This is a genomic window from Paraflavitalea speifideaquila (assembly GCF_032395985.1).
In the GTDB taxonomy this organism is placed as follows: Bacteria; Bacteroidota; Bacteroidia; order Chitinophagales; family Chitinophagaceae; genus Paraflavitalea; species Paraflavitalea speifideaquila.
Window position 1 is genome coordinate 2,898,868 of the sequence record NZ_CP135920.1, and the last position, 24,598, is coordinate 2,923,465.

A 24,598-nucleotide genomic window follows, 5' to 3' on the forward strand; every position below is an offset into this window, starting at 1 on the left:
CAGGCTTTCGACAGCTTTGACTTTATTTTATACGTTTCAGGGGTATTAGATCACAGCGGATCTTCCCTGTATTCTTGCGGAGAGAGAATAACTGCTGACTGCAAATCGTTTTGCCGGCTCTTGCCGCCCCAGGTACTTAGTTGTTGTAAGATAGGCACCAACTCGATGGCGATGGCCGTTAGTTCATATTCAACCCGAACAGGTACTTCGGCATAAACCGTTCGGTTGATCAGTCCATCCTGTTCCAGCGTACGCAGTTGCAAGGTCAACATCCGTTCAGTAATAAAGGAAAACTCCTTTTGAGTTCACTATACCTGCACTTTTTATCTTCCAGCATACTTAATATTTGCAATTTCCACCGGCCGCCAATCTTACTGATGGCATAACTAAGGTCACATTCAATAAGACTTTCCTCATTGCGTGTATAAGTCGAATTTTTCTTTCTGGCTGCCATACTTACATGTTTGTTCGTACCGGACAATTGATCGTATCACCTGTAAAATTAAAACCTGCCCCTACTTTTGCAAAGAATTTTCAATCAACAGTTCAATTTTAACAAGGAGAATAGCAATATGGACCTGTATTTAAAAGGAAAACAGCCGTAGTAACGGGCGCCAGCCAGGGTATTGGCCGCGCTATTGTGAAAGAATTGGCAATCGAAGGTGTACAAGTATTGGCCACAGCCAGAAATGAAGACCTGTTAAATAGCCTCAAAGAAGAAGTGATCAAGGCTGGTGGCGTGGAACCCATTACCTATGTCTAGGGATTTTACTGCACCCGATGCGCCTCAAAACATCGCCGCAGCGGCTTTGTCGAGCCTGGGCCAGATTGATACCGCCAATATCCGCCGTTTTTCAATGAAGAAGAGCGCAAAGCTTTTGCCAGCCGCGAAATCCCCTGGGCGATTTCGGAACGCCGCAAGACATGGCCAATATGGCTACCTTCCTGGTTTCGCCCCGTGCACGCTACATCACCGGTACCGTCGCCTTGGTGGATGGCGGTATGCGGCATTACGCATTCTGATACTACTTTTTTGGTAGCAACTGCCACACAAGCAGGAGCCTTTACTTCTTCCTGTACAAGCGTTGCTGTAACTTGCGTTGGCCCTTGCTTCCTAAAAGGTGTTTCACCCGCAGCCATAGCCACCTGCAATATTTTCATAACCCCACCTTCCACCCGCGTAAACTGTCCGTCCGCTGTTTGTTTATAAAACACAACTCCCAGGGCCGACAGCAAACAATAACCCGGTTGCGCCGCTTGTATATGCTCCAGGCATAGCGGGCCGGCCATAGGTTCACTTAATAACAAGTAGTTACTTTCTGTAAGCTCCTGTTCACGTCGTTCTTTCTCAAAATGGATAGCAGGGCTGTTGAGCACGAGTTTATAATGCGTAGCATCATCCGGTGCAGCTATCCATTCCTGTGGATTGAAGGCACGGACGGATACACTTACCTGGCCTGTAGCCGTATCCATTGTACTCATGGGACCTGCCTGGAACACACTACTGAATGGTTTGTTCTCCTGAAAAATAAAATCCTCCAGCAGGTCCACTTCCCCTTTCGACACCAACCGCTTGCCGCGGTCATTCACCTGGTCGGATCTTACCACCCGTAGTAGCAGCCCATGCAGCTTGCCCGAAATGGAGGTATCTGCCAACCGCAGGTCCTTTACCAACTTCCGCAAAGAATAACGCACCAGCATCCCCGCCCGCACCGCCCGCTTGAACTCCGTTGCATTTTCGCGCGTGCGCACAAAACGTTTACTCTTGCGCACTTGTTCGGGGAGGGGCCGCTCTTTCCCGGGCCTGGTAGCTTCCATCCTTCCCCTTGTAATAGATGACCCCTCCCATGGAGCCCGTTAATTTGATGTGGCCTGCTTGCTTAGCCATAAAAAATAATTTTAATAAAATTACGATGCCTGCTACCCGAAAAAAACATGCTGCTAAGATTTAGAAAACATTGATTACCCTCCCTGGTCAGCCTGGGCAGCCATTCATGCTGATATGGGACCCTGTTTGAAAGTATTTAATGAATAGGGCATAAACACATCAATCCGATAAGATGATCAGTACTTAATACAGTATAATACTGGTATTACGGCACCTGAAAGGCTGATAAAGGGCAGACTGTTCCATTGAAAGTCATGGACAGTAGGTGGGTAATCCGTAGGTAAACGCTAATCAAAGCCAGGGTAATAGTAGGGCAATAGTAGCCCAATAGTAGGAATATAGTAGCCGGGCGGCCGAAAGTAGAAAGCATCAACCCGGCCAATTGGCCGGGTTGAGCGTTATTATACGATGGATTGGTAAGTAAGACACTGTTGAAATGTTAGATGATTATATCATCAGTATAAAGATAAACAATTTGTAGTATATCTTTAACACATGAAGCCTGTTTTTCCTGCCCTTTATTCCACCCTTTGTCCTGATGCTTTGGCCTCCTTGATCACTGAACAATATGCATTGCCCCACGTACAATGCAAACTCCTGGTGAGGGGAGTAGGCGATACTTATTTGGTGGAGTCCTCCCAACACCGTTATATACTGCGCATTTATCGTTCTCCCCATCGTAGTTTACCGCAAATCAAAGAAGAAGTACAATTGCTGCTGGCATTGAAACAAGCCCATATACCGGTTTCTTATCCCATCCCCGCGCTTTCCGGCGAAGCCATTCAATCCTTGCATGCAGTAGAAGGAGATCGGTATGCGGTATTATTCACCTATGCACCTGGCCGTTCCGAAAGGATGCTGAGTGAAACCCAACTCCTTACCCTTGGACGCGAAATGGCACGCTTTCACCAGGTATCAGCTTCCTTACAACCAGCAACAGCCAGGTGGCATTTTGACCTGAAACAACCCTTTACAAACCCCTGGAAAGTTTGAAGCCCGTGTTGGCGCATGATCCGGAAACCTATGTGTGGCTACAACTGATGGCAAGCCAGGTAGAGAAAAAGTTATTACATCTAAATGCTGCCGCATTCCCAAAAGGCTATTGCCATTTTGATTTCCTGCCCAAAAACTTTCACTTTGAAGGCGACAACGTTACCTTCTTTGACTTTGATTTTATGGGTTATGGCTTCCTGATAAATGATATCATGACCTTTTGGCAACACCTTACCCTCGATGTGTTTGCCGGAAGAATGACACAACAAGCAGCCCGGGAAGCCTATGCTGTTTTCCTGCAAGGGTATCGTGCCATCCGCCCTGTTAGTGAACAGGAATTGGCCGGGGTGCCTTACCTCTCCCTGGGGTTCTGGCTTTTTATATGGCGTTTCATACCACACACGATCAGTTTTATGCGTTTACCCAGCCAGCCCATGTAAAACTTTATACCGGATTCTTAAGGCATGTAGTAGATACTTATTGGGAGAAATAATAAAAGACATTTACTGCGAGACGATACAAAAACGAACAATCCTTGTATTGTATCCGTACATCCCTAAACTTTCCGGTAGCGTGTAGTTCTTTCATTTGCACGGGGTTATAAAATTGGCACAAGGCTGGCCCATCATCCCGCAAACAGCTTTAGGCATGAAAACAATGGCATCCTTCTTAATTGCAGTGCTTTTCTTTATGGGAATTGGCATGGCTTCAGCCCAATCAGATCTATTCGGGTTGATTTACGTATATTGCATTCAGTTGTTACAACTAAACATCCCACATCTTTTCCCTACTGTATAGAAGACCCTGATTGGCGGCATATAGCAAGCGCTGAAGTAGCTCAGGTGAATACTTATTTGAGTATATGCTAAACGGTTGTCTATGCATGCTTCTACATTTTCAAAAGACTGGCTCAAGCCCACTTCATGCTATTCATTGATTGGGATATTGCGTAACTGGACTGTTATTGTAGCTATTATTTGGCTAAATACCCATTATTGGTCAATCTGGCTGTACATTCCCTCCCTTTGGATAATTGGCGCCTTCCAGTTTACATTGGGAGAATGCATGCTCCATAATGCATCACATTATACCCTGTTCTCAAAAAAGAGTGGCATTATAAGTTGGAATTTTTGTACAGCTTACCCTTTTTTACCACCGTACAGATATATCGTAAAGAACACCTGAAGCACCATAGCCATTTGGGTAAACCCGGCAAGGATAAACTATTAACCGATTATGAAAAGTTTGGCTTTTCAACACCCGGCGCCAATTACTTTTGGTTGTGGTTCATAAAACCGGTAGTAGGATATGCCGGCTGGTTCTACCTGCAAAAATTAACCTTGAAGCCATTCCGGTACAGTGGATTGAAAATAGCGTTGTTCTGGACACTCATACTAACCTGTTTTACCATTTTCAATCTTGCTCATATCCTCCTGCTTTATTGGATCATACCAATGCTATGGTGCCATTACAGCTTTTTATATTGGTCTGAGGTATCCGACCATTTTAATACACGTACAGGTACCCGTAGCAACTTAAACCGTTATATTAATTTGATTACCTACAACAATGGCTATCATTATATGCACCATAAATATCCAACCATTCCCTGGTTCAAACTCCCCACTTCCTATAAAGAGCTATGCGATGGAGAAGGTGACATATCCTATGGTTTTCTTGACACCTATAAGCAAATGAAATCCGGCGAAGCGATGACCAGCTAAGCAGCTTGTGGCGTAACCCCTATATGACTTTTTGAGACTCAATATACCGGCGGGCTTGTTGCTGAGTATAGTACGAGAAATTGTTGTACCGGTTGTGTACATCAATAATTTCGGCCAGTGCATCGGCAACAAGCCCTTTATTTTCCCAGGTTTTTAGATCCTGCACCACCGTTTCCAGGCAACCTTTTTGTAGGCAATTTGTCCCAACACATGCACCAGCGTGTTACGAACCCGGGCTGGTTTATCATGCTGTAGCGTTTTGAGCAGCGGCAGGATATCCTGCGGATACTTGCGTCCCCGCAATTCAATACCATGACATATCTCCCGGCGGATCTCTACTTTCGGATGCTGCAGGTAGCCGGCGGCCCATTGTAAAACAGGTAGCGGATTCACTTCGCCCATTTTTTTAATGCTGCCTATCACCGCATTGCGGGGAGAGTGATGCGGGTCAAATAGTCCCGTATCAAAAAATGCTGTACTACTGCGAAATCCACCTTGCCTATTTCTCCCGCAGCATTGATGGCCGTTTGCCTTATTTTGAAATTGGCTGCAAGGAGCAGGCCTTCCAGCATTGTAATGATTGCCTTGCGCAGGTTTTCATGTGCGGCATAGATCCTGCCCACAGACAAATAAGCTGATTTTCTGATATACGTATCCTCGTCCTGAAAAAACAACACTGTTTTTGCCGGCGGAGGTTTTCTTAGCTCCTGTAGTACCTGTTGTTGGATATCCTCCACAACAGCCATCCGTTCATGTTTAGGCAGATCATAAAAGGCCATCAAATCGTGTTTTGCCATAAATGTAATAAAAACATTATTGAATTCTACGGGCAACAATAAAACGAATTGGTGTTTTAAGAACCTTGCATCATATAAGGCAGCCACATCGATGGCTACAGTTGGATGTCTGTAAAACAAACAAGGCAACCTCCATCGAAGGTGCCTTGTTTTTTCATAACTATTCGCTGAACTTACAGCCTGATCAGAATTCTTAGTTGGCTTCTGCATATTTTTTGAAGCTGTTCAGGATCGCTTGCCAGCCAGCCTGTTGCAGTTCTACCGAGTTTTCTGTCTCCGGGTCAAACGTTACAGCAACATCCGTTTGGTTGCCATTCTTGCTGAACACAACCGTTGCCTGCCGGCCGTCCAACATAGTATAAGTAAATTTTTCGCCACTTGCAATTTCATCGTAAATAGCTTCAAAGTCAAATCCAAAACTGCCATCTTTAGCCTCCATTCTGGCTGAGTATTTTCCGCCAACCCGCATGTCATTCGATGCGCTGGGGCATTGCCAGGAGGGGTCGGCAAAGTTCCATTGAGTAATATGTTCCGGTTGCGTATAATAATCCCAGGCTTTTTTACATCAGCGTTGATGGTTGCATTTACAGCGATCTTGTTGCTCATATTTTCTTTTTATATGGTTAATATTAACTTATCCAGTTGCGTAATTAGGTGTGCAACTAATCGGTTGCAAACATAAGAGCAGCTTTTCAGTTGCGCAAATATTTTTAGCCACCGGCCCAAAACAGGGCCTGCAGGACCAATCGCCCCAAAAGCCCCCAGCGAAGCAAACAGCTACCATGGCCTTCAGATTTGAGTTCAGCAAATGGCGTGAGCTACATATTCGCAATACGAATCGCTAAAAGCTAAATAAGAAAAGGGGAGACTAATCTTCCCATTTTTCTGAAATATTTGATAGCTTTCCGGCTTATGGGTAAAGAAATAGAAAGAAAATTCTGATCAATGTTGAGGCATGGCAAAAATGGAGAAACCCATCGGATTTCCCATCAGGCAAGGTTACTTAACAACGGACCCGGAAAAGACAATCAGGGTTCGCCTGAAAGGAACTGCAGGCTTTTAACGATCAAAGGCCTTTCAGTCGGTGCTTCACGGTTGGAATATGAGTATGAAATACCCGGTAATGAAGCTAATGAACTACTGGACAATTTCTCGATTTCAGAGCTATCGAAGATCAGGTATAATATCGTGTATAAGAATAAAACCTGGGAGGTAGATGAGTTTTTGAGCGATAATGCTGGGTTGTTGATCGCCGAAATAGAATTGGAGCAGGAAGATGAGTATTTTGAATGCCCGGATTGGGTAGGGAAGGAGGTCACTGAAGATGCGAAGTATTACAATTCCAACCTGGCCATCGATCCCTATAAGAATTGGGTTCGGGAAACTATGTAGTGGTGTCAGCCAACTAATTATTAATATCGATATCTTTCCATGGGGACTGAGTGTTGTGTTTGGGAGGGAGCTGAACATGGCGGAAACGCTTGCACAACTGTTTAACCTTTTTTGTTGTTTATATGGACGCTGACTTTGAAATTCTACTTCCTGTGGGATCAGCCATAACAGGGCTGCCATTTAAAATACCCCATTTTGAGTGGGATGGTGTTAATTATCCGCAAGGGCCTCCGGAGTGTAAATTTGGCTCCAACTTCGAATTGAAGATATTGGAACGATACAACTTTGATTACATTCAATCAAAAGTACCGCGTTCGCTTCGTGGTATTGAGTGGCAACCCATATCTGTTCAAGGCGATGGATTGGATTTGTATGTTGCTCAAATATTTGGAATGGGCAAGGGAGAGGAGGAGGGATATACTTTTAAGGATCTTTTGTTTACTTTGCTATCCCCGAACCTATCTGGCTAGCCATTTTCTCTCCCCAATCAGATGGATTTGGTAGGGTCTTTTGGGGAACCATTGATGGCATTATGACCAGTTTGGATGCATCTCTTAATGAAACCTTCCATCCCGGCTTTATGATTTGCCATGAACCCAATACACGGTTTAAGTACTCCGTTTAAATAGGTTGAGCTTGATGCCTTTTTTGAGCTATTGTTGCCCTGATTTTATTTGCCTGAATTAAAAGCTGCCTTAGAAATTGCATCCAATTGCCTTGCTTTTTTCGGTTACTGTAGACTTGGGTGGGGCCTCTGTCTGAAAAAAATCAACTAAACTTACTTCTCCCGCACGCTTGTTAAGTGATGTAATATCTATGTTATAGAATCCCGCAGCCTGAAGTGCCTGTTTAAACTGATCTATAAACCCTGGTAAGGTTTCTGGTAATTGTTCTGCATCCGTTATCCTCCTTGCCGTATCGTTAATATCGGCAGGTACCCACCCTGAAAAAGCATTCCTTTTTCATGACGCCAATAATCCCAGGGTGTTTCTACATGCCTGATGTGAAAAATCTCATCCCAATCCCCATTCAGTAAATACCAAAGCCTTGCAGGATCAGTATTGTCTAAAGCACACTCCTTGACCAATTCCGCAATGGACTGTTCCAATACGGTAGAAGTAAATGTTGGGTGTACCACCAGGTGCATCAGATCAAAAGGTCCTTGAACCGGGCTCGTACCAACGATTGATGCAATTTCCAGGAAACCTGTAGTGCCAGTGGAGCTGAATAAGGGAGTATAAACGACCCACCTCTGACTGGTTTATATAAAAGGGGTGCGGTGAAACATTTACCGGCAGGTTGAAAGAAATGTCTAATTGTAACGGATTCACTTCCTCCCCATCTACCCAGCAAAAAGATCAGTATTCACTGTGGGAAAATCGTCAGCCATGGAATAATCGATCATTCTCCAAAAGTGTTTTTCCCAAAACTCTCAAAACGTACACCGTCATTTTCATGTAACTCTGTAAGCTGGATCATCCAGTCGTTGAACGCTTTTGTGGCATAGTCTTCATCCTCCAGGCGCTCCAGGTAAACCCAGTCGAGGTCATTAGGAATTCTAAGCCCAGGATCTGGAAAATACTGTCTGGTGACATAACTTCCTTTCAACATGATAGGATGTTCCAGTTGAGCAGCCCGGCGTAAAATGGCCTCGTAGGCCAGTATTAGTAAATTATTATCGTTTGATAAGTTCATTAAAGATCATTATTTAGGCAGCCAGCCATTATCCAGGTTAACATTATTATCATATACACAGTATTCAGAGATATCCTTCAGCAAGGGCCAGTCGGCATCTGAAAGAGCCGCTTTCAGGCTGTTCACTCTTTGGTGGAACACCCCTGCACTACCATACTCTCTTAAAGTAATGAACCGGAAATGCTCCGCTCGTTTCAGGGCATTTAAAGAAAGGTGTACTTTATGTAAACGGCATAATTCGCGTAAACTGGCTGTAATCTCACCATGTATCTTCCCATGCCATTCAAAATAGGGACGATGCCCGGATGGCTCAAGTTGCAGGTGCCCGGCTAGATAGTCGGGGATTTCGATCTTCAGGCGTTTCAATGGCCAATTATTCGTCTGTATTTCATCGGATACTGCCCTGGCTGTTTGCAGTGCTTCCTGTAGGTTTTCACAATATACCACCTTGTTGAACATGGGTTGCTCAATATAATCACCACACTCAAGCTCTATTAACAGCGGTTTTGCCTGATATTTCAGGCAAAAAGATTGAAACACCGGAACCTCATTTTCTGATAGGCGAGAAGTGGTGATATGAAGCTCAAAAGGAATAGCCATGGTAGTTAAGCTTATATGCGCTTTACATCATTAATGACCATCGTATTGGTCCACCTGTCTTGCCAGGGATTACATTCATTACCCAGGGCGCTAAATGCGCAAAAAGGAACAGCCCGGCTAAAACCCCTGGCAAAAGCGGTGCCAGCGGAAATGGGACTACCATCGAGGTTCACAGCCTTGGTTTGAGTAATATACTTACCCAAAGACTTTCCTTTGAGCACAGTCTCTACCAAAGACATATACAACCCATAAAGTGCAATGGCAATTAACCTGTCCAGGAGATTAAACCCAGAGGATTCCGGATAGGATTCAATAGTATTTGGTGCTACCTCAATGAGTAGGAAGGCAAAACCAATCACCAGCGCATAAAATACAATCATATCAATGATGTAATTAGCGAAGCGCTTGCCGGCACTGGCTCTTTCATATATAATTTCATCTGCCAGTAGATCTTCAGGGGCTTTTTCAAGCTGCATGGGGTTGGGGTTTTAGGGTCAATAAACGGTAAGACAATTATTTTACTGGTTGCCAAAATACATAATTAATCGGATACCGCCCTAAACTCATGCCTATATGAAAAAAATGCCTATGTAAGGCGGGCGGAAGGACAGCTTTACTGGTTGATTGGCGAGTTGCTAACAAACCAGCGCATGACAGCCTGTTGAAGTGCATCATAATCCAGGTCCTTGTCAGCAGCCCAGGCCACAATGCCGTCAGGCCGTATCAGTACAGCGCTGACAGTTAAATCGCCCTTCATTTCGATACCAAGTGAGGCTGAAACATACTTGATTGGGGAGCCAAATTCATTGGCCAGGGTCTTTAGAGAAGCATTCATCCCTAAGTCAAGCAGCATGCCTTTGCCATCGTGCATTAACTCACCAGGACTTGTACCGTTTTCAAACGTAAAATTGGGAACAGGGTAGCCTGCCAGCGGATGGTTGCCGCCAAGATTATAGTGGTTGAAAATTCCCCATACCTTTCCGGCAAAATAGGTGGCGCCATCACGGGTATTCACCAGGTCACGTACGATGGCATGCAGTGCACGGGCCGCTGGATTTGGTTGCATAATGGCAACCTGCGCGCGTGACCAATCCAGTACCCCTGCCCCAATGGGGTATCGTTCAGCGTGATAACTATCCAATAAATGCGCTGGTGCTTGCTCATGAATCGTGGCAGCGAGTTTCCAACCCAGGTTCATGGCATCACCCAATCCAAGGTTAAGCCCCTGGCCTCCCAGGGGAGAATGAATGTGCGCGGCATCCCCTGCCAAAAGCACCCGTCCGTTGCGGTAGCAGGTGGCTTGCCTGGCCCGGTCGGTCCAGGTCGTAGCAATGTGCAGCGCGCTGATCGTAACAGTAGTATTTGAAATACGGCGTAGCACCTCCTGTACATGGTCAGGTGTGATGGGTTTTCCTGATTGATGAAAGGCCCCACCATCAAAATCCTGTATCATCAGGTAACCTGGCTGTGATTGCATATACATGCCGGTGGGGGTGAGATTCCGACCTGGACTGAGTTGTTCCGGATCCGCAATGTCAACCAGCGTAGTGTAGCCGGTGAAGGTGGGCTCCGTACCGGCAAATTCAAAACCGCCCATCTTGCGAACAACACTGCGACTGCCATCGCAGCCCACCAGCCATTTACCTGTAAAGCTTTGATCACCTGACTCAACAGTTACGCCTTCCGCTGTCTGATGAAACTGGGTAACCGCAAAGCCGCGCTTGATGGTGATGCCCAGCGCTTCTGCACGACGGATCAGCACCGTTTCCAACTCTTCCATTTCAGTGATCAAACTGGTGGGAGTGGAACCTGGCAAGCGGAACTTCCACTGTGTGGTGTCAATATCCCCTCAAGGAAGGGAATGCCGGCAAAGTGACCTGCCTGACGACGAGGTCCTTGTACAGCATTTGCATGGGGACTTTTAAGGCGTTTATGTATCTCCAGTTCGCCTAACAACCCGCGATGGTAAAGCGCTTCAATGGTAGGTGCGGAGAGTCCCCGGATACCGAAAGGAAGTTGCTTCAAAGGGGAGTGCGGATCTTCGGCCTTTCGAGTACCAGAACGGTACATTTGGCCAGGGCCAATTCACAGGCCAGAAAGAGACCTACAGGTCCTGCGCCGGAAATGATCACATCGTAAGTAGCATAAGATGGTGCTGATGACTTGTTTTCAAGGGTAGCTTGCATACAGAATAAATGAAACACAAAATTCTGCCATGTGCTGGTCTTAGTCTTGTACAAACGCGACAAAATCATCCTTTACTACCTGTTTCCCTTTTTTGCTTTTCGCGCAAAGGCCGCTGGTGTAGTGCCGCTGTACCGTTTGAATTCCCTACTTAGGTGCGATTGATCTGTATAGCCCAGCTCCTGGGCCAGGCCGGCAATATTGGTATTCGGGTGAATCCATAAATGATTTCGTGCCTGTTCAAAGCGCATCAGGCTGGATACGTCTTTAACTGTATGGCCAGAGGATTGCTTGAAGTTCCTTTCCAGGGTACGAACCGTGGCATGCGCGGCTGCCGCTACATCACTTACAGGCAAGCTGCCATTTGCTTTTCGAATGGCAACTCCCGCTTTGTAGAGCATACTATCAATGGCGATCTGCGATCTGGTAGTCAGGAAATACGCCTGTACATAAGCTAGCGCTTCCGCTATTTTACCAGCTTCCATCCATTGATGTAAGGCGGGCTGCAACTGAGCGATAGGATGTTCAAATACGTGCACGCCGCCTTTACCCGATGGTAGGCCGAGTAAATCAAACACCGTCCAGGGAAAACACCGGATGCCAATAATCTCTAAGCGGTTTCTTGAGTAAAAAGAACAGGCTGATTAAGCAACCCCATGATAAGGGCGATGGCAATGGCTGCAAGCTGCCATTGTTATAAACGCTACAAGGGCTACCGAAATGAAAGATGATTTCGGCATAGCCATCGGGTAATACTTCAAAGCTGGATTCCTGTTCTCCCAGCTCTATCTGGTTATACCAAAAGCACTTGATGCTATCCCGCAGCGCTTCCGGCGGTTCAAATTCCTGGTGTAGCATACGGAAAGTTAACCTATTTGGCCCAACCCTTACTGCTGATCAATTCGTGCTTTTTTATTACAGTCCCCTATACTAGTATCTTTACCCTGGACTGTTACTCACTGAAATGATTATTATGACTATGGCTCACACCGGCTTATAAAATGGAAGCCAAACAGTTGCTCCAGTCAACCACCAGGCCCATTAAGGAGATCGCCTTTGAACTCGGAGCTATTGATCATGCTTATTGTTCCAAATTTTTCAGGGCCCAAACGGGTTCCACCCCAACAGATTTACGGGATAATACATATACCCTTTGGCCATTTTCGAAATAGTATTTGGAGCATTTGGTAGAAATTCAATGACTTAGAATGGTAAAGACTTTAGCTGCAAACAAAATTGCAACGACCTGTTCATTTTTATTGTCAGCAGTATAAACCTTGCTATGACACACTTTTTACGCGTATTTCTTTCAATACCCATTTTGGTTGTCTCTATGACACATTCTTTTGGCCAAAAAAGCGAAGTAAATATCAGCGCTTACAGTGGTATATCTTATTTCCGGGGCAGTGGTTCGGCAACCACTTCATGGATGGGGCAGAGCCCCTTTGGTTCATCGACATATAACCCTTATTGCAAAAAGCCCAACTTTTTTATTCATTTGAATTGTCAGGTCAGCGTATAACCAAGGGCAACCTCCTGTACGGTGCAGGGCTGGCTTTTGAAGCATTGAAAAGTACCATAGATATTGACTCCGCGGCAGAAGTCGCCTTTCTTTATTCAAAATATGCCACCACCGGAAAATCAACTTTCAAGAATTCGTTCATAACTCTAAACCCTTTTATAGGAAAGAGAATAAGGGCCGGTAAGGCATTGCTTGACCTGACCGGGGATTTGATGTTGCTTTTTCTTTAAAAGGCCATATTACCGGCGAAGCAGTGTCATTTGATAAAAGCCAACGTGTCTCGGTTGATTACAAAACAAAAGCTGTTGTTGATTTCAGACCAAGAGTGCAGGCAAAGATCCAATTTGAGAAAGTAGGCTTGATATTGGGTTATTCAATTGGATTGACGGGATTTAAAAATGAATCAAACGCCAATTCCTACTCAAATATCCTGCGATTGGGATTGACTTACAAATTGATATAACTTTGCTGCCACCACTGATGATTTCAATGCTTAAAGAAGCGCTTTTAACTGGTATCACATGATGCAATTCGATCCGGAAAACAATATTGTTATCCTTTGTGCACAGGGGATGCAATTAGAGGGTAAGGGGAAACCTGTAGAGGCTGCCAATCAGTTTCAACAAGCGTGGAATGAAGCTACAACCACTACCGAGAAATTTATTGCCGCCCATTATGTTGCCCGGCATCAGCCCACTGTTGCCGATAAATTAAAATGGGACGAAACAGCAATGGATTACGCTCTTAAAATCGATAACCTGGAAATTAAATCCGCTTTCCCTTCACTGTATTTGAATATTGCCAAATGTTACGAGGATATGAACGAGCTTGATCGGGCTTATGATCATTATCAGTTAGCATTTAGTTTTGTTTCCTTTTTATCGGACGATGGCTATGGCAACATGATTAAGTCCGGTATCAATAAAGCAATAGAACGGGTGCAACTAGTAAGATTAAACCGAACAACAGCAGGAGAGCGGTACAACACATAGGAGTGCAGGCATTCCACAGGGCTGAAAAAGTAAAACCCGCAGCGTCGCTGCGGGTTTCTTATTTATTATCGTGTGTCCAATCAGGTCTTGACTGTTAAATCCCTATTTCGATTTGTCAGGAAAGGACGGGATCTTGGGTACGCCCGTCTTGCCGCCCTGGCCCAATTTCTCCAACAGCGTTTTTATGCCCTGTGCCAGTTGAGTGTCGATACCTTTGTACTCACTAAAAGGATCGTTCGCTACTTCAATATCAGGATGAACCCCTTCTCCTTCTATGATGAATTTAGATCCATCCGGGGCGAAGTGTGCAAATTCTGGTTTCCGCATATCTCCTCCATCAATAAATGGCAGCGAACCACTGATGCCAACTACGCCACCCCAGGTACGTTGGCCAATCAAAGGACCAATACCATAGTATTGAAATTGCCAGGGAAACAAGTCCCCATCGGAAGCTGAGTACTGATCGATCAGACAAACCTTGGGTCCTACATGCGCGTCCGGTTTGAGGGAAGCCGTTTTGCTGTTGCGCATCACCGTTCCGAGTCCGGGCTTGCGTAATAACCGCTCAATGATCATAGGCGACACATTGCCTCCCCGTTACCACGGTCATCAATGATAAGCGCTTCTTTGTCAAGCTGAGGATAGAAATATCTGGCAAACTGGTTAAGTCCCTCCGGTCCCATGTCGGGAATGTGCACATAGCCAATCCTGCCGCCACTGGCCGCCGTTACTTTAGCTATATTTTGCTGCACCCATTCGTGGTAGTAAAGAGCCGATTCGTCGGCAATCGGTTTTACCAATAACTTCCTTACCCCGGCAGCCGATGCAGAACTACTCACTTCGATCTCCACCAACTGACCCGCTTTGCCCGTTAATGCCTCGTAAAGATTGTTGACCGACTTCATGGAGGTTCCATTGATCGAGATAATATATTCTCCTGCTTTTACATTCACCCCTGCTACCCGTAGCGGGGATACCAATGTCTTGTTCCAGCTTTCTCCCGACAGAATACTGTCAATACGATAGTATCCGCTTTTGTCGCGACTGAATCTTGCTCCCAACATACCCATCTGAATACGGTTGATCGAAGGCCTGTCGCCGCTATTAACATACGCGTGTCCGATATTCAATTCTCCAATCAATTCACCGATCAGGTAGGTAAGATCGTCGCGGTGATTCACGTAGGGTAGCAGCGGAGCATATTTGTCGTGCATGCCTTTCCAGTTTAACCCATGCATATTGGGGTCATAGAAATAGTCCCGCATTTGACGCCAGCTTTCGTCATAGATCTGTTTCCATTCAGCTCTCAGGTCTACCGTGATCTTCAATCCGCTTAGGTCGATCTTATTGGTTGGAGTGATCTTCGACTTGCTGAGACTTTCAATATAAAAATCATTTCCTGACCGGAACATAATTTTCTTCGCATCCGGTGTAATACTGTATCCGCCGAAGCTGCCGATCTCTGTTTCTTTCAGATCCGTGAGGCTAAAGAACTTGACTCCGGCTCCGCTGCGGCCGGCCGAGGAATAATAAACGCCATCTTCCACAGGTACAAGTCCGCCATACGAGCCGGGTGATGCCGGCAGGCTTTCAATACGGTCCGCCAGGCCTTCTTCATCTACTACCACCGTAACCCCCTTGCCTGCAGGTGCTGCCTTGTTTGAATTACCTGGTTTTTTAGTACTCGTGTCTGCCTCTTCCTTTACAGCTACTTCGTCGTTTTTCTCGGCAAAGGGTGATTTAGAATCAGCACTAAGCCGGGCAAAATAGGGACGCGACATATCCGTGTAGACATGATTCCATTCTGTATTGCCGTAAGTGGGATTGAAGTCACGCTGTGATACGAAATACAAGAGTTTTCCATCGGGGCTGAACTGTGGCGCCCCGCTATTGTACCAGGCATCAGTAACAGTGATGGTTTTTTTGGTGTCAGTGTTATACAGTTTGATCACACTGAACTCACGTGCTTTTCCGGGAACAGTAAAAGCGATCCATTTGCTGTCTGGCCCAAACGTGTAGGACCGGAGAGTACCTGCATCAGAATGCGCTACCAGCGTTTTGGTTCCTGAAGCAATATCAATGGTGAATAGGTCCTGTGCACGATCGCTGAACAACAGCGATTTACTGTCAGGGCTCCACAAGGGGTTGAATTTATAAGCCCCTCCGCCTTTTGTAAGTTGTTTAGCTGGCTGTAATCCATCCTGTTGCTGCAGGTATAATTCATCTTCTCCTGTACGGTCGGAGATATAGCTGATCCATTTTCCATCGGGACTCCAGCCAACGTTGCGGTCATGCGCATTGCTGGATTGAGTGAGATTGCGTGTTACACCTGTTTTGGCTGGAACAGTGAATACGTCTCCGCGTGCGCCGAACACGCCGCGTTTGCCATCGGGTGAAACATCCCAACTATAGATGAAATCGGCCGCGTTGACCTGTTTGGAACGCCCCGAGGCGAGGTCTTCTGCGATAACAATATTCAGCTTTTTAGTCTGCCCGTTCGTAAGGTCATGCAGGTAAATATAACCCCCATTCTCAAACACAATAGCCTTATCACCTAAGGAGGGGAATTTGACATCAAACTCTTTAAAGGTCGTTATCTTTTGCGTCTGCTTTGTTTTCGTATCATAGACAAAAATGTTCGCGGTTTTGTCGCGCTCACTCACGAAGTATATTTTGTCTCCATAATACATGGGGTAAATGTCCTGTGCCGGGTTGTTCGTGATATTTTCTGCTTTTCCTGTTGCAGGGTCCACTACCCAAATATCATCCGCCATGCCGCCACGATAATTTTTCCAGGTACGGAACTCCCGGAATACCCGGTTCATGGCAAGTTTGGAACCATCGGCGCTATAAGACGCCCAGGATGCGACCGTGAATGGCAACTCCTGGCTGAGGTCTCCATTCAGTGGAGCCAGGTACAATTTCCCTTTAAATGCATTGAAGGACGTACCGCGGCCGCGATAGATCACATTTTTGTCGTCGGGCGTCCATCCCATCACAATATTATTAGGCCCCATTCGGTCTGCCACATCATCACGGCCCAGGGTGGGCGTGTAGGTGATCCGTTTCGGCTCGCCGCCGGTAGCAGGAATGGTGAATACTTCTGTATTGCCGTCATATTGACCCGTGAAGGCAATTGATTTACCATCATGACTGAAACGCGCAAACATTTCATAACCGGGATGGCTGGTGATCCGCCGTGCCACCCCGCCTGAAGCCGGAACAATATAGAGGTCGCCTGCGTACGTGAAGGCAACCTGGTTACCGTACACAGATGGGAAGCGAAGCAGGCGGGCTTCCTGTTGCGCGTTTAAGGTCAGGGCGGATCCGAACAGGATAAAGGCTGTGATTAGTTTTTTCATTAGCGATGATACTTTTTATGAATGGGATGTATGGAGTGCATAAGAGGCTGAAAATACGGTATTCCTGGGAAATGGAAGTCAGCCCTGCCCCTTGTTTGATGGGCGGCTTGGGCCTTGGATTGCTCATCCCGCCCTACTATTCCCTGCCTTCTCCAAATATCCTTTCCAAAACATCCACTGCCACCATCAATGCCGGGCATGGGGTCAATTTTTAATGGCTTGAAATATATGGTAGCCAATACCCCATTCAACCCAATCGGCTGTACCTCCCTACATGGTTTTTAATCCCAGCTGTGCAAACAGGTGCTTATTAAATTCATAACGAACCGAAGGCCGGATGAAGGTATTGCCTTTCAGCTTACGGCCCATGCTGCTGAGGTGCACTCCTGCCTGCATCCGAATGCTCAATTTCCAGAATATAAACTCGTAACCAGCATGCAGGGCAGGAAATACCTGCTCCTGGGCCATTTTATTGGCGGGATATTCCGCCGTATCCCGCATGCTGGGGTCAATAAAGAGATCAAACCCTATGCTGGCTGCATGTTTTGTATTGAACTTATGTTGGTATTCCAATACCGTTGTGGAAACAAGGTAACGATGGCCGGTGCCTGCATCGTCTTTGTTCTGTACAGTGCCCAGGGCCTGGTAGATGGCGATATTATCAGTTCTGATCTTTGATGGGGCTGCGCTGGCTGCAAATGGGGCCTGGCATCAAGTAGAGTAGTCGGGAAAATGGAATTGTCAGTTTTTCTTTGTGCAGCATTGAAGTTGTACCGGCCGCCAACACTAAATCCCATCATGTTTAGCCCCAGGTTGGGAGTTACCGTCCTGCCGTTGCTGAAATGAGTAATGTCGTATCCATACAACAGATCTATCTCCCGGTTGATTTTGTATTTCCCTCCTAGGTTCAAGGCGAAGTATACCGCAAACTTTGCACCGATGGCGTCATTGATCACATTGTGCTCGGGATTATAAGGCTTGAGGTTGTAGGTAAGGCCAAGAGCTGGCTCAATCTGAAAATTGTTCCGGCGCTTATTGCTGAATGGGAAAGTGATAAAACCAAATGCAGCGTGCGGTCTTCCGAATATTTCTATATCCCCTACATTGCCGCTGTAAAACCAATGCCATAGGAAGGGTAGAGGTGTTCCCTTTGCCAGGCCTGCTTTCCCTGGGATTGCCAGCCCACCCTTACCTCAAAAGAGTTGTAGCCATTTTTGAGCGCATCTTTTAATTCGGTACCAGTGTAGAAATGCCTTCCGGAATGAAATTTGAGGCTGATGAACCGGAATTTGCCTTTCGACTGTTCTGTTTGGGCAATTAGTAATACCGGATATTCCATCACCAGGATAAAAGCGAGCACCCTTGCAGTGGTCATAAGTCTGTATAGTGGTTTAGCATTGGGTGGTTAAGATCGAATAAAGGTATATAAAATGAGTAACTTACTTTTGCTTATGAGAATATGCCTGCTGTTGCTATCCTTTTCTTATTCTATCCTGTGTGCACAGATCAAGCCAACCGACAGCATGATGGTAGCGCCTGTTTCTTCCGGAAAAATAGAGCCGATGAGTGAGTGGTTGACACTATGGCTGACGCAGAGCACGGATGTGGAGAAACTCGCCGTCAAAAGTCCGGCTACAGAAATCCGTCTTAGCCCCAATGCTTCAACCGTTACCCGTATTGGGGTCAGCTATCGTTTTATTTCGGCTTATATCACATGGGTGCCTCGTTTCCTGCCGGGTAATAATGATGACGTGGAAAGGGGTAAAACCAAGGGTGCTGGCTTGGCCCTGGCTTTCAATGGCCGCCACTGGTTGCAGGAATTATCTTACAGCCGCACCAAGGGGTACTACATTGAAAATACAGACCGCTTCGACCCTTCCTGGTCACCCGGCAAGCTTTATATTCAATTTCCCGATCTTGTTTTCACCCAATACCAGGGCAGCACAGCGTATAATTTTAATGCTTCTTTTTCCGTAAATGCACTATCCACACTATCGGAAAGGCAACTGAAAAGCGCCGGCAGTTTCATACCCCAGTTACTGTACCGGTATTATATCAACGACAATAAAGCCGCACCTGCACCCGGTGGTTCTAACCAGAAGGGAACTAATCTTGAGATCCTGCTCGGCGCAGGCTACTTCTACAATTTCGTGTTGCAGCAAAGGTGGTATGCGGCGCTGGGTATGGCTCCTAATGCAGGTTATATCTTCAGCCGCATCACCACCCGGTATGGTAATGGTACAACAGGAAAAGGCAATCAAGCCAATTTCATTTTACGCCTGGATGCACGTGCCGGTATTGGTTATAATGGTCCGCGCTTTTTTCGGGCCTGTATGGCCGTTTGCTGGAATCGGCCTTCAGACAAGGTAAATCGAATGTAACCACGGAAGACGACCGTATTGTGCTTCAGCTATCAGTGGGTTACCGTCTCGCCGCGCCGCGCAAATTGAAGGCGGCGTTCGACAAGGCAGCCAAGCGAATAAAAATGTAAGCCCGCTCACCCGGGCAAGCACAGTTCCCAGCCGTAAAAACAAAGAGACCGTCCCTTTCTTTTGAGACGGCCTCCCTGTATCATCTTCAATGCTGCACGCCGCCTATTTTACCAATAGTTGTTTACTGATCAACAAGGTCCTGCTTTCAAACCGAACCGTATATAATCCCTTGGGTAGTGATGGCAAATGCAATGGTATCCATAACTGCCCCTGGTTGTATATACCAGGCGGCCAGCCATATCGAATACTTTTACAGTTCCTGTTTCTGATGTCCCCTGGATCAGTACAGTGGCACTTCCCGTACTTACCGGGTTGGGTACTACCTGCATGCTGCTTACATCAGTTACAATACGCAGGTTTTGCACTATTTGGTTACTCACCCGGGCTGGAGCATTACTTTCAAGTACCAGCGTACCGAAAGCAGCAGTATTCTGATAATTGTTAATAGTGCCCTGCCATACAGCCTGGGCGTCGCGATCGCCGCTGTTATCATCATCGTCATTACCTATATCGAAACCTATTTGCCTGCCTGCTGCGGGAGTAATACCCAATTGCGACCAGGGTATGCTTATTTCAATGGCATATCCGCCACTAATGGCAGCCCAGGCATGCTGCACACCACTAACAGCTACTTTACTGAAAAGAGAGCTGCTGTTCCAGCCTTTTATAAACTGGTTATCGTTGCCATCATAGGTGGTGAGTTTATTATTATTGGCATCTATATAAAACTCTATGGCATCGTTATTCCAGGGATCGGGCGAGTCATTGTTAAGCGTATTATCCAATACCTGGGCGGCTAGGTACAGGTTATTATTATCCCATAATGCGCCAAACGTTACCGTATTATTCGAAGTGCCGATCACATTTTTAGCAATACTGTTATTCAGTCTCCAGGCAGATTCGTTTATAACCCCATCGATCGTAATAGTACCACCGGCAGGGTAGGCACGTATACCATTGAATACTGATAGCACAGCTACTGACACATTATCTGAAGCAGTTAATGCGCCATCACTTACAGTTAACTGAAATACATACGTATTGCCATCTGTTAATCCTGATAGAACCGGATTAGCAGTAGCAGCATTGCTAATGGCAACGGAAGGTCCGCTCACTTGCAACCAGCTATAAGTAACTGTATTGCCTTCTGGGTCAGAACCTGTTCCATGCAGGGTAATGCCTGTAGTACCCGCATTCAGGGTTGTATCCGCGCCTGCATTTACAACTGGCGGCTGGTTAATGGGGCCGCTACAGGTCGTCATATACACCGTGCCAAACACCGAAGGGTTCTGAAATGCGGTGGTGTTGGTGGCAAAACTCGTGATCTGCGCATCGCGTGTGCCGCCGTTATCATCATCGTCTATCTGTACATCAAAGCCAATGGCTTTGCCTATAGCCGGTGATATGCCAATGGTTGTCCAGGGAATGGCGATCTCTGCATTGTAGCCCGAAGCCGTGGCATACATCCTGAAATTGATGCCCGTTGTATTGTTTACTGAATTACCACCGGGATGTACAGTATTGTCATTCCAGCGGAAGCCCAGTTGAAAATCGTTCATGCCATCGTAACTGCTGCCCTTGCTGTTATTGCCATCGAGGAATACCTCCACTACATCGTCTTCCCACCAGTTGCCGCCTGAATCATTAATCCGGTTGGCATCGTTTACTTCTACCAGCAGGTACAGATAATTGTTGTCATACAGCCCCCGCCATTTCCCGTTGTAATCTGAAGGACGGCTGCCCAATACAACCTGGTTGATGTCTTTGACTGGTGCCGATGACCAAACAGGTTCTATGAGGTCGTTTATAACCGGTGGCGTACCATTTACCAGCGCAATAACCGGTGCCGTACAGGGCGGGTTATCGTTATCGGCAATGGTAATGACAGCCGTCGTATCGGGGCCCAGCTTGTAACCGGCGCCAGGCAACAGGGAAATCCGTACTGTTTCAGCGCCTTCAAACTGCGTATCATCAACCGGTGTTATCGTAATTGTTTGGGAAAGCTGCGATGGGGTAAGGGTAACTGAACCGCTCAGGACCGGATTGGCCGTATAATCAGCAGTTGTAGCAGTGCCGCTAACGACATATTGTATGGTAACAGCCTGTGTAATACCAGCCGTACTAATGGTAAAAACACCCGTGTTGCCGCCTTCACCGGCTGCATCGTCGGTGGCCTTTATATTTACGGCAGGACTAACCACTATATTTTTGGTGGCTTTTTTGTTGCCATCGGTTGTTGTAACGGTAATCGTAGCCGTACCCGTACCCACTGCAGTTATTTTCCCGGAAGCATCAACAGTAACAACTTGCGTGTTGCTGCTGCTCCAGCTTACGGTCTTATTGGTGGCATCGGTAGGTATAATTACCGGTGTTAATTGGATAACCTGATTTAGTGCCAGGGTTGTATCGCCAGCCGGATTGATGCTAACACCTGTAACCGGTACATTCACATTCTGAAAAATAAGCTGGAAGGAGGGGTTCCTGTTGATGTAGGTTCCCGATTCTGCATCAGTCACCGAGAGGTTGTTGAACGTCATCCCCTGCGAATTGGCATCACAATAAATACCAAAGCCGCCGTACACATCTGCAGGAATATCCCTCGTTACCGGGTCTTTACCTGTACCATTTATGATCGTATTGGTAAATACGATATGATGCAGGTTGCTGCCGCTGATGCGAATGCCATCACGCTGTGCGTTGAGAATGGTGGTATTATCGAACTGCATATTAAAGATGCCCGAACCTGCAAAAATTTCTATAGCGCCCCGCATTTGGTTCCACAGATCATAGCTGGTTCCGCAGTTTTCGATCGTGTTCTCATAAAAATGAGTGAGATCTCCGGGATACTCAAAGCCAAAACCCGCAAAATCATTGGTAAAGCGAATACCTGAGCCAGCCACCCCATCTTTAATATAATTGTGGTGCACCTGGTGGCCTGTTCCTCCAAAGATGGCAATACTGCCGGCTCGCCAGGTATGTTCAATCGTATTATTGCTGAACGTATTGTTGCGCTCCTGTACAGATCCCTGGATATCACTGGCAGGCCACATGGCCAATGCATCGTCCCCATTGTTACGCAAACTGCATTGCGTTACCGTAGAGTTGGAGGTGCCAATACAAAAATTAACCCCATCCGCATAGTTATTTCTTATGCGGCAATTGGCAATGCTAAGGTTACGGGTTACATCTACCGGGTAAGGCGCATCATAGCCGCCTATCCAGAATCCGCATTCAAAATGTTCTACCCAAATATGGTGTATGCTCGAGCCCGTGCCGTAGGTTCCCATGAAGCCTTTGTAAATTTTGTATTTCTGACCGTCGCGTGGGTTGGGTTCATCATATTTTAACCTGTCATTATTGGCCGTTCCCAGTGTAAAGTTGGAAATTTCCACCCCGCTGCTCCGGGCCAGGAAGCCTCCGTAAAATTGTTTGTCGGTCGAAAAGTACACTTCCGTGTACCAGATGCCTGCACCCATGATCTTCATATTCGTGACATTCAGCATTATTTTATCACTTAGTAAAAAACGGCCTGCCGGTATATATACATTCCGTCCCTGTGATTTGGCTGCAGCTATACAGCTATTAAAAGCGGCATAATCGTCGTTGGCGTCATTGGCTACCGCGCCAAAGTCGGTTATAGACAAATAACCCGAAGGCAGCGTAATGGCAGCCGGCACAGATTCAAGCTCAATAAAGTCAACCCCATAGGTAATACCATCACCAGTTGTTTTTTGAATTTTAACCGTATCCCCTGTATTGATGGTATTGGTAACCGTAAAATGCACTTCATCGAAACGCATAAAGGTTTTTGTGCGGGGTGTTTGAAATGGATCGCCTTCGCCGCCTACATCAAAATATTGGTAGGCCCAGTAAGAGGAGAGGTTGATCGTTTTTACCAGTACATTGTTAACGTACAGGTTCAATGAGCCGGTAAGCCCTGTACCACTGCTGTTATCGGGCATGGTAAATCGTAAGTTCACACCCCTGGCGGCGGCACTGGTTTTCCATTGCACAAAAGAGCCGTTGGAGGGCAGGCTTACATATCGTTGATTGGAAGCTTCGGAAGCAATGTCTGTCTGAACAAACTGTACAGAGGATTGTAACGAAGCGCCACCGCCATAACTGCCGTTTTCCGATTCGTAGCGCGTGTAAGGCATATTGTTGGCGCCCCTTGGTTGTCCATCACTTTGCGCCAGCAGCCGCCAGGGCGACAGGCAAGCCAACAGTAATGCAATTAGTACTATATTTTTTTCATAATGGCATCTGGTTTTAAGGCCTGTTGGGCTAACCCCATAAGATAGCCATTCACCAGGCCGGTGTTTAATAATATGGCAATGATTGTTTGATCAGGGTGCTCAACGCGTTGATAGCAACCTGTTCAGGTGAAGTAGGGAATGTGATAAAAAATGATGAGGGGGTACGGCAAGCTAAACGTTTACGCTAAACACTAAACACTAAACGCAAAAGGCTAAAAGACTAAAACCTGTTTAGGGAAGGGGGCACGGAAAAATGCGTTAGGTGTTAAGTGGTGTAAGGTAATTCAAGTGACAGGCCAATGCCAAAAAGTATAACGGGAATGTAGCTAATTAGGGTAAAATGGAATGTTTTTTAAAAGACAGCTTTGTGTTAGCCAGGCAATTACTGTTGCAGTTGATTTTTTTGAATATAACCCTAATATAAGCTATAGAGCCCGAAAACTGTCCTAAATGCCGAGGTCCTGGATGTTCCATAGATCAGTACCACATCAACCCAGCGTTAAGACGAATAGGGAGATTCGGCCAGGGTCTGGGAATATAGCACAGGCAGACAGGAGTAGTACGGGAACACAGGAGAGCCTACTGCCTCCAAGCGAAAGTCGATTATTTATTTTCTATGTCTGGACTTTATTTATAGTCTTTAATTGTTATATATATTAGCGTGAATTTTCCACTTTCTATGATAAAGCTCTTGGAGACGC

Annotated in this window: 30 protein-coding genes and 1 pseudogene; 11 read left to right on the forward strand and 20 right to left on the reverse strand. The window is 46.2% G+C overall.

All coding sequences use genetic code 11. The annotated features are described in order from the left end of the window. Positions 1-50: 50 nt before the first annotated feature. Positions 51-454 (reverse strand): annotated as a pseudogene (locus RS881_RS59705) (winged helix-turn-helix transcriptional regulator). Positions 455-640: 186 nt separating this feature from the next. On the opposite strand from RS881_RS59705, the gene RS881_RS19870 reads away from it, so the two are divergent. After that, entirely contained in the window at positions 641-763 is a 123-nt protein-coding gene (locus tag RS881_RS19870; protein WP_315822663.1) for a hypothetical protein, read from the forward strand. A gap of 5 nt (positions 764-768) precedes the next feature. On the opposite strand, the gene RS881_RS61675 is transcribed toward RS881_RS19870, so the two are convergent. Further along, positions 769-1,818: a hypothetical protein gene (locus RS881_RS61675; protein WP_315822664.1), complete on the reverse strand. Its 1,050-nt coding sequence runs from the start codon at positions 1,816-1,818 to the stop codon at positions 769-771. 565 nt (positions 1,819-2,383) lie between these two features. On the opposite strand from RS881_RS61675, the gene RS881_RS19880 reads away from it, so the two are divergent. The 3 genes from RS881_RS19880 (at position 2,384) to RS881_RS19890 (ending at position 4,605) form a co-directional block, all read left to right on the forward strand. After that, on the forward strand, positions 2,384-2,881 hold the full coding sequence (locus RS881_RS19880; protein ID WP_315822665.1) for a phosphotransferase enzyme family protein: 498 nt from the start codon (positions 2,384-2,386) through the stop codon (positions 2,879-2,881). A 5-nt stretch (positions 2,882-2,886) separates the two neighbouring features. Then, complete coding sequence (locus RS881_RS19885; protein WP_315824545.1) at positions 2,887-3,321, forward strand: phosphotransferase; 435 nt, start codon at positions 2,887-2,889, stop codon at positions 3,319-3,321. A gap of 681 nt (positions 3,322-4,002) precedes the next feature. Beyond that, positions 4,003-4,605: a fatty acid desaturase gene (locus RS881_RS19890; RefSeq protein WP_315822666.1), complete on the forward strand. Its 603-nt coding sequence runs from the start codon at positions 4,003-4,005 to the stop codon at positions 4,603-4,605. A gap of 19 nt (positions 4,606-4,624) precedes the next feature. Here the strand turns inward: RS881_RS19890 and RS881_RS19895 are convergent, their stop codons facing one another. The 4 genes from RS881_RS19895 to RS881_RS19910 form a co-directional block, all read right to left on the reverse strand. Beyond that, entirely contained in the window at positions 4,625-4,774 is a 150-nt protein-coding gene (locus RS881_RS19895; protein ID WP_315822667.1) for a hypothetical protein, read from the reverse strand. Next, complete coding sequence (locus tag RS881_RS19900; RefSeq protein ID WP_315822668.1) at positions 4,759-5,007, reverse strand: HEAT repeat domain-containing protein; 249 nt, start codon at positions 5,005-5,007, stop codon at positions 4,759-4,761. The genes RS881_RS19895 and RS881_RS19900 overlap by 16 nt, the downstream gene beginning before the upstream one ends. Before the next feature lie 17 nt (positions 5,008-5,024). Beyond that, positions 5,025-5,402 (reverse strand): hypothetical protein, encoded by a 378-nt coding sequence (locus RS881_RS19905; protein WP_315822669.1) that lies wholly within the window; start codon positions 5,400-5,402, stop codon positions 5,025-5,027. A 193-nt stretch (positions 5,403-5,595) separates the two neighbouring features. Continuing rightward, entirely contained in the window at positions 5,596-5,928 is a 333-nt protein-coding gene (locus RS881_RS19910; RefSeq protein WP_315824546.1) for an SRPBCC domain-containing protein, read from the reverse strand. Positions 5,929-6,347: 419 nt separating this feature from the next. On the opposite strand from RS881_RS19910, the gene RS881_RS19915 reads away from it, so the two are divergent. Next, positions 6,348-6,794, forward strand: coding sequence for a CYTH domain-containing protein (locus RS881_RS19915; protein ID WP_315822670.1), 447 nt, complete (start codon positions 6,348-6,350; stop codon positions 6,792-6,794). A gap of 152 nt (positions 6,795-6,946) precedes the next feature. Next, positions 6,947-7,264, forward strand: a complete 318-nt coding sequence (locus RS881_RS19920) for a hypothetical protein (RefSeq protein ID WP_315822671.1) — start codon at positions 6,947-6,949, stop codon at positions 7,262-7,264. A gap of 431 nt (positions 7,265-7,695) precedes the next feature. Here the strand turns inward: RS881_RS19920 and RS881_RS19925 are convergent, their stop codons facing one another. From RS881_RS19925 to RS881_RS19960, 8 genes are all read right to left on the reverse strand, one after another. Continuing rightward, positions 7,696-7,941, reverse strand: coding sequence for a hypothetical protein (locus RS881_RS19925; RefSeq protein ID WP_315822672.1), 246 nt, complete (start codon positions 7,939-7,941; stop codon positions 7,696-7,698). Positions 7,942-8,195: 254 nt separating this feature from the next. After that, a complete protein-coding gene (locus RS881_RS19930) occupies positions 8,196-8,489 on the reverse strand; it encodes a hypothetical protein (RefSeq protein ID WP_315822673.1) in 294 nt (97 codons plus the stop codon). Between the two features lie 9 nt (positions 8,490-8,498). Continuing rightward, on the reverse strand, positions 8,499-9,029 hold the full coding sequence (locus tag RS881_RS19935; protein ID WP_315822674.1) for a hypothetical protein: 531 nt from the start codon (positions 9,027-9,029) through the stop codon (positions 8,499-8,501). A gap of 71 nt (positions 9,030-9,100) precedes the next feature. Then, complete coding sequence (locus RS881_RS19940) at positions 9,101-9,565, reverse strand: RDD family protein (RefSeq protein ID WP_315822675.1); 465 nt, start codon at positions 9,563-9,565, stop codon at positions 9,101-9,103. A 137-nt stretch (positions 9,566-9,702) separates the two neighbouring features. Continuing rightward, on the reverse strand, positions 9,703-10,881 hold the full coding sequence (locus tag RS881_RS19945) for an FAD-dependent monooxygenase (protein WP_315822676.1): 1,179 nt from the start codon (positions 10,879-10,881) through the stop codon (positions 9,703-9,705). A 229-nt stretch (positions 10,882-11,110) separates the two neighbouring features. Continuing rightward, a complete protein-coding gene (locus tag RS881_RS19950; protein ID WP_315822677.1) occupies positions 11,111-11,275 on the reverse strand; it encodes a hypothetical protein in 165 nt (54 codons plus the stop codon). A 75-nt stretch (positions 11,276-11,350) separates the two neighbouring features. Then, complete coding sequence (locus tag RS881_RS19955) at positions 11,351-11,851, reverse strand: helix-turn-helix domain-containing protein (protein ID WP_315822678.1); 501 nt, start codon at positions 11,849-11,851, stop codon at positions 11,351-11,353. Next, positions 11,844-12,131 carry a DUF6597 domain-containing transcriptional factor gene (locus tag RS881_RS19960; protein WP_315822679.1) on the reverse strand — a complete coding sequence of 96 codons (288 nt, stop codon included), beginning with the start codon at positions 12,129-12,131 and terminating at the stop codon, positions 11,844-11,846. Before RS881_RS19960 ends, RS881_RS19955 begins: the two co-directional genes overlap by 8 nt. A 143-nt stretch (positions 12,132-12,274) precedes the next feature. Between RS881_RS19960 and RS881_RS59720 the strand changes: the two genes are divergently transcribed. The 3 genes from RS881_RS59720 to RS881_RS19970 all read left to right on the forward strand — a co-directional run bounded on the left by RS881_RS59720 (position 12,275) and on the right by RS881_RS19970 (position 13,787). Next, complete coding sequence (locus RS881_RS59720) at positions 12,275-12,445, forward strand: helix-turn-helix domain-containing protein (protein WP_350340148.1); 171 nt, start codon at positions 12,275-12,277, stop codon at positions 12,443-12,445. Between the two features lie 298 nt (positions 12,446-12,743). Next, entirely contained in the window at positions 12,744-13,025 is a 282-nt protein-coding gene (locus tag RS881_RS19965) for a hypothetical protein (RefSeq protein ID WP_315822680.1), read from the forward strand. 291 nt (positions 13,026-13,316) lie between these two features. Further along, a complete protein-coding gene (locus RS881_RS19970) occupies positions 13,317-13,787 on the forward strand; it encodes an rRNA adenine methyltransferase (RefSeq protein ID WP_315822681.1) in 471 nt (156 codons plus the stop codon). Between the two features lie 102 nt (positions 13,788-13,889). On the opposite strand, the gene RS881_RS19975 is transcribed toward RS881_RS19970, so the two are convergent. Beyond that, entirely contained in the window at positions 13,890-14,363 is a 474-nt protein-coding gene (locus RS881_RS19975) for a S41 family peptidase (protein WP_315824547.1), read from the reverse strand. Then, positions 14,360-17,149: a S41 family peptidase gene (locus RS881_RS19980; protein WP_315822682.1), complete on the reverse strand. Its 2,790-nt coding sequence runs from the start codon at positions 17,147-17,149 to the stop codon at positions 14,360-14,362. The genes RS881_RS19975 and RS881_RS19980 overlap by 4 nt, the downstream gene beginning before the upstream one ends. Positions 17,150-17,220: 71 nt before the next feature. Here RS881_RS19980 and RS881_RS19985 point away from each other — a divergent pair, with 71 nt between their 5' ends. Continuing rightward, positions 17,221-17,364 carry a hypothetical protein gene (locus RS881_RS19985; protein ID WP_315822683.1) on the forward strand — a complete coding sequence of 48 codons (144 nt, stop codon included), beginning with the start codon at positions 17,221-17,223 and terminating at the stop codon, positions 17,362-17,364. Between the two features lie 55 nt (positions 17,365-17,419). Here the strand turns inward: RS881_RS19985 and RS881_RS19990 are convergent, their stop codons facing one another. From RS881_RS19990 to RS881_RS20000, 3 genes are read right to left on the reverse strand one after another with little or no spacing between them, the layout of a single operon-like run. Further along, entirely contained in the window at positions 17,420-17,788 is a 369-nt protein-coding gene (locus tag RS881_RS19990; protein WP_527250431.1) for a hypothetical protein, read from the reverse strand. Further along, complete coding sequence (locus RS881_RS19995) at positions 17,677-18,330, reverse strand: acyloxyacyl hydrolase (RefSeq protein WP_315824548.1); 654 nt, start codon at positions 18,328-18,330, stop codon at positions 17,677-17,679. Before RS881_RS19995 ends, RS881_RS19990 begins: the two co-directional genes overlap by 112 nt. Continuing rightward, on the reverse strand, positions 18,249-18,524 hold the full coding sequence (locus RS881_RS20000) for a hypothetical protein (RefSeq protein ID WP_315822685.1): 276 nt from the start codon (positions 18,522-18,524) through the stop codon (positions 18,249-18,251). The genes RS881_RS19995 and RS881_RS20000 overlap by 82 nt, the downstream gene beginning before the upstream one ends. A 55-nt stretch (positions 18,525-18,579) precedes the next feature. Between RS881_RS20000 and RS881_RS20005 the strand changes: the two genes are divergently transcribed. Next, entirely contained in the window at positions 18,580-19,530 is a 951-nt protein-coding gene (locus tag RS881_RS20005; RefSeq protein ID WP_315822686.1) for a DUF4421 family protein, read from the forward strand. A gap of 239 nt (positions 19,531-19,769) precedes the next feature. Here the strand turns inward: RS881_RS20005 and RS881_RS20010 are convergent, their stop codons facing one another. Further along, entirely contained in the window at positions 19,770-23,864 is a 4,095-nt protein-coding gene (locus RS881_RS20010) for a sugar-binding protein (protein WP_315822687.1), read from the reverse strand. Positions 23,865-24,598: the final 734 nt, after the last annotated feature.

Excerpts from the sequence above, each read along its gene's own strand:
- RS881_RS59720 (WP_350340148.1), top strand. The coding sequence starts at position 12,275 with ATGGAAGCCAAACAGTTGCTCCAGTCAACCACCAGGCCCATTAAGGAG.
- RS881_RS19980 (WP_315822682.1), bottom strand. The coding sequence starts at position 17,149 with ATGAAAAAACTAATCACAGCCTTTATCCTGTTCGGATCCGCCCTGACC.
- RS881_RS19925 (WP_315822672.1), bottom strand. The coding sequence starts at position 7,941 with ATGCACCTGGTGGTACACCCAACATTTACTTCTACCGTATTGGAACAG.
- RS881_RS19915 (WP_315822670.1), top strand. The coding sequence starts at position 6,348 with ATGTTGAGGCATGGCAAAAATGGAGAAACCCATCGGATTTCCCATCAG.
- RS881_RS19930 (WP_315822673.1), bottom strand. The coding sequence starts at position 8,489 with ATGAACTTATCAAACGATAATAATTTACTAATACTGGCCTACGAGGCC.
- RS881_RS19940 (WP_315822675.1), bottom strand. The coding sequence starts at position 9,565 with ATGCAGCTTGAAAAAGCCCCTGAAGATCTACTGGCAGATGAAATTATA.
- RS881_RS20005 (WP_315822686.1), top strand. The coding sequence starts at position 18,580 with ATGAGTAACTTACTTTTGCTTATGAGAATATGCCTGCTGTTGCTATCC.
- RS881_RS61675 (WP_315822664.1), bottom strand. The coding sequence starts at position 1,818 with ATGGAAGCTACCAGGCCCGGGAAAGAGCGGCCCCTCCCCGAACAAGTG.
- RS881_RS19900 (WP_315822668.1), bottom strand. The coding sequence starts at position 5,007 with ATGGGCGAAGTGAATCCGCTACCTGTTTTACAATGGGCCGCCGGCTAC.
- RS881_RS19975 (WP_315824547.1), bottom strand. The coding sequence starts at position 14,363 with ATGATCATTGAGCGGTTATTACGCAAGCCCGGACTCGGAACGGTGATG.
- RS881_RS20000 (WP_315822685.1), bottom strand. The coding sequence starts at position 18,524 with ATGACCACTGCAAGGGTGCTCGCTTTTATCCTGGTGATGGAATATCCG.
- RS881_RS19950 (WP_315822677.1), bottom strand. The coding sequence starts at position 11,275 with ATGCAAGCTACCCTTGAAAACAAGTCATCAGCACCATCTTATGCTACT.
- RS881_RS19970 (WP_315822681.1), top strand. The coding sequence starts at position 13,317 with ATGATGCAATTCGATCCGGAAAACAATATTGTTATCCTTTGTGCACAG.
- RS881_RS19905 (WP_315822669.1), bottom strand. The coding sequence starts at position 5,402 with ATGGCAAAACACGATTTGATGGCCTTTTATGATCTGCCTAAACATGAA.
- RS881_RS19985 (WP_315822683.1), top strand. The coding sequence starts at position 17,221 with ATGGAAGTCAGCCCTGCCCCTTGTTTGATGGGCGGCTTGGGCCTTGGA.
- RS881_RS19880 (WP_315822665.1), top strand. The coding sequence starts at position 2,384 with ATGAAGCCTGTTTTTCCTGCCCTTTATTCCACCCTTTGTCCTGATGCT.
- RS881_RS19960 (WP_315822679.1), bottom strand. The coding sequence starts at position 12,131 with ATGCTACACCAGGAATTTGAACCGCCGGAAGCGCTGCGGGATAGCATC.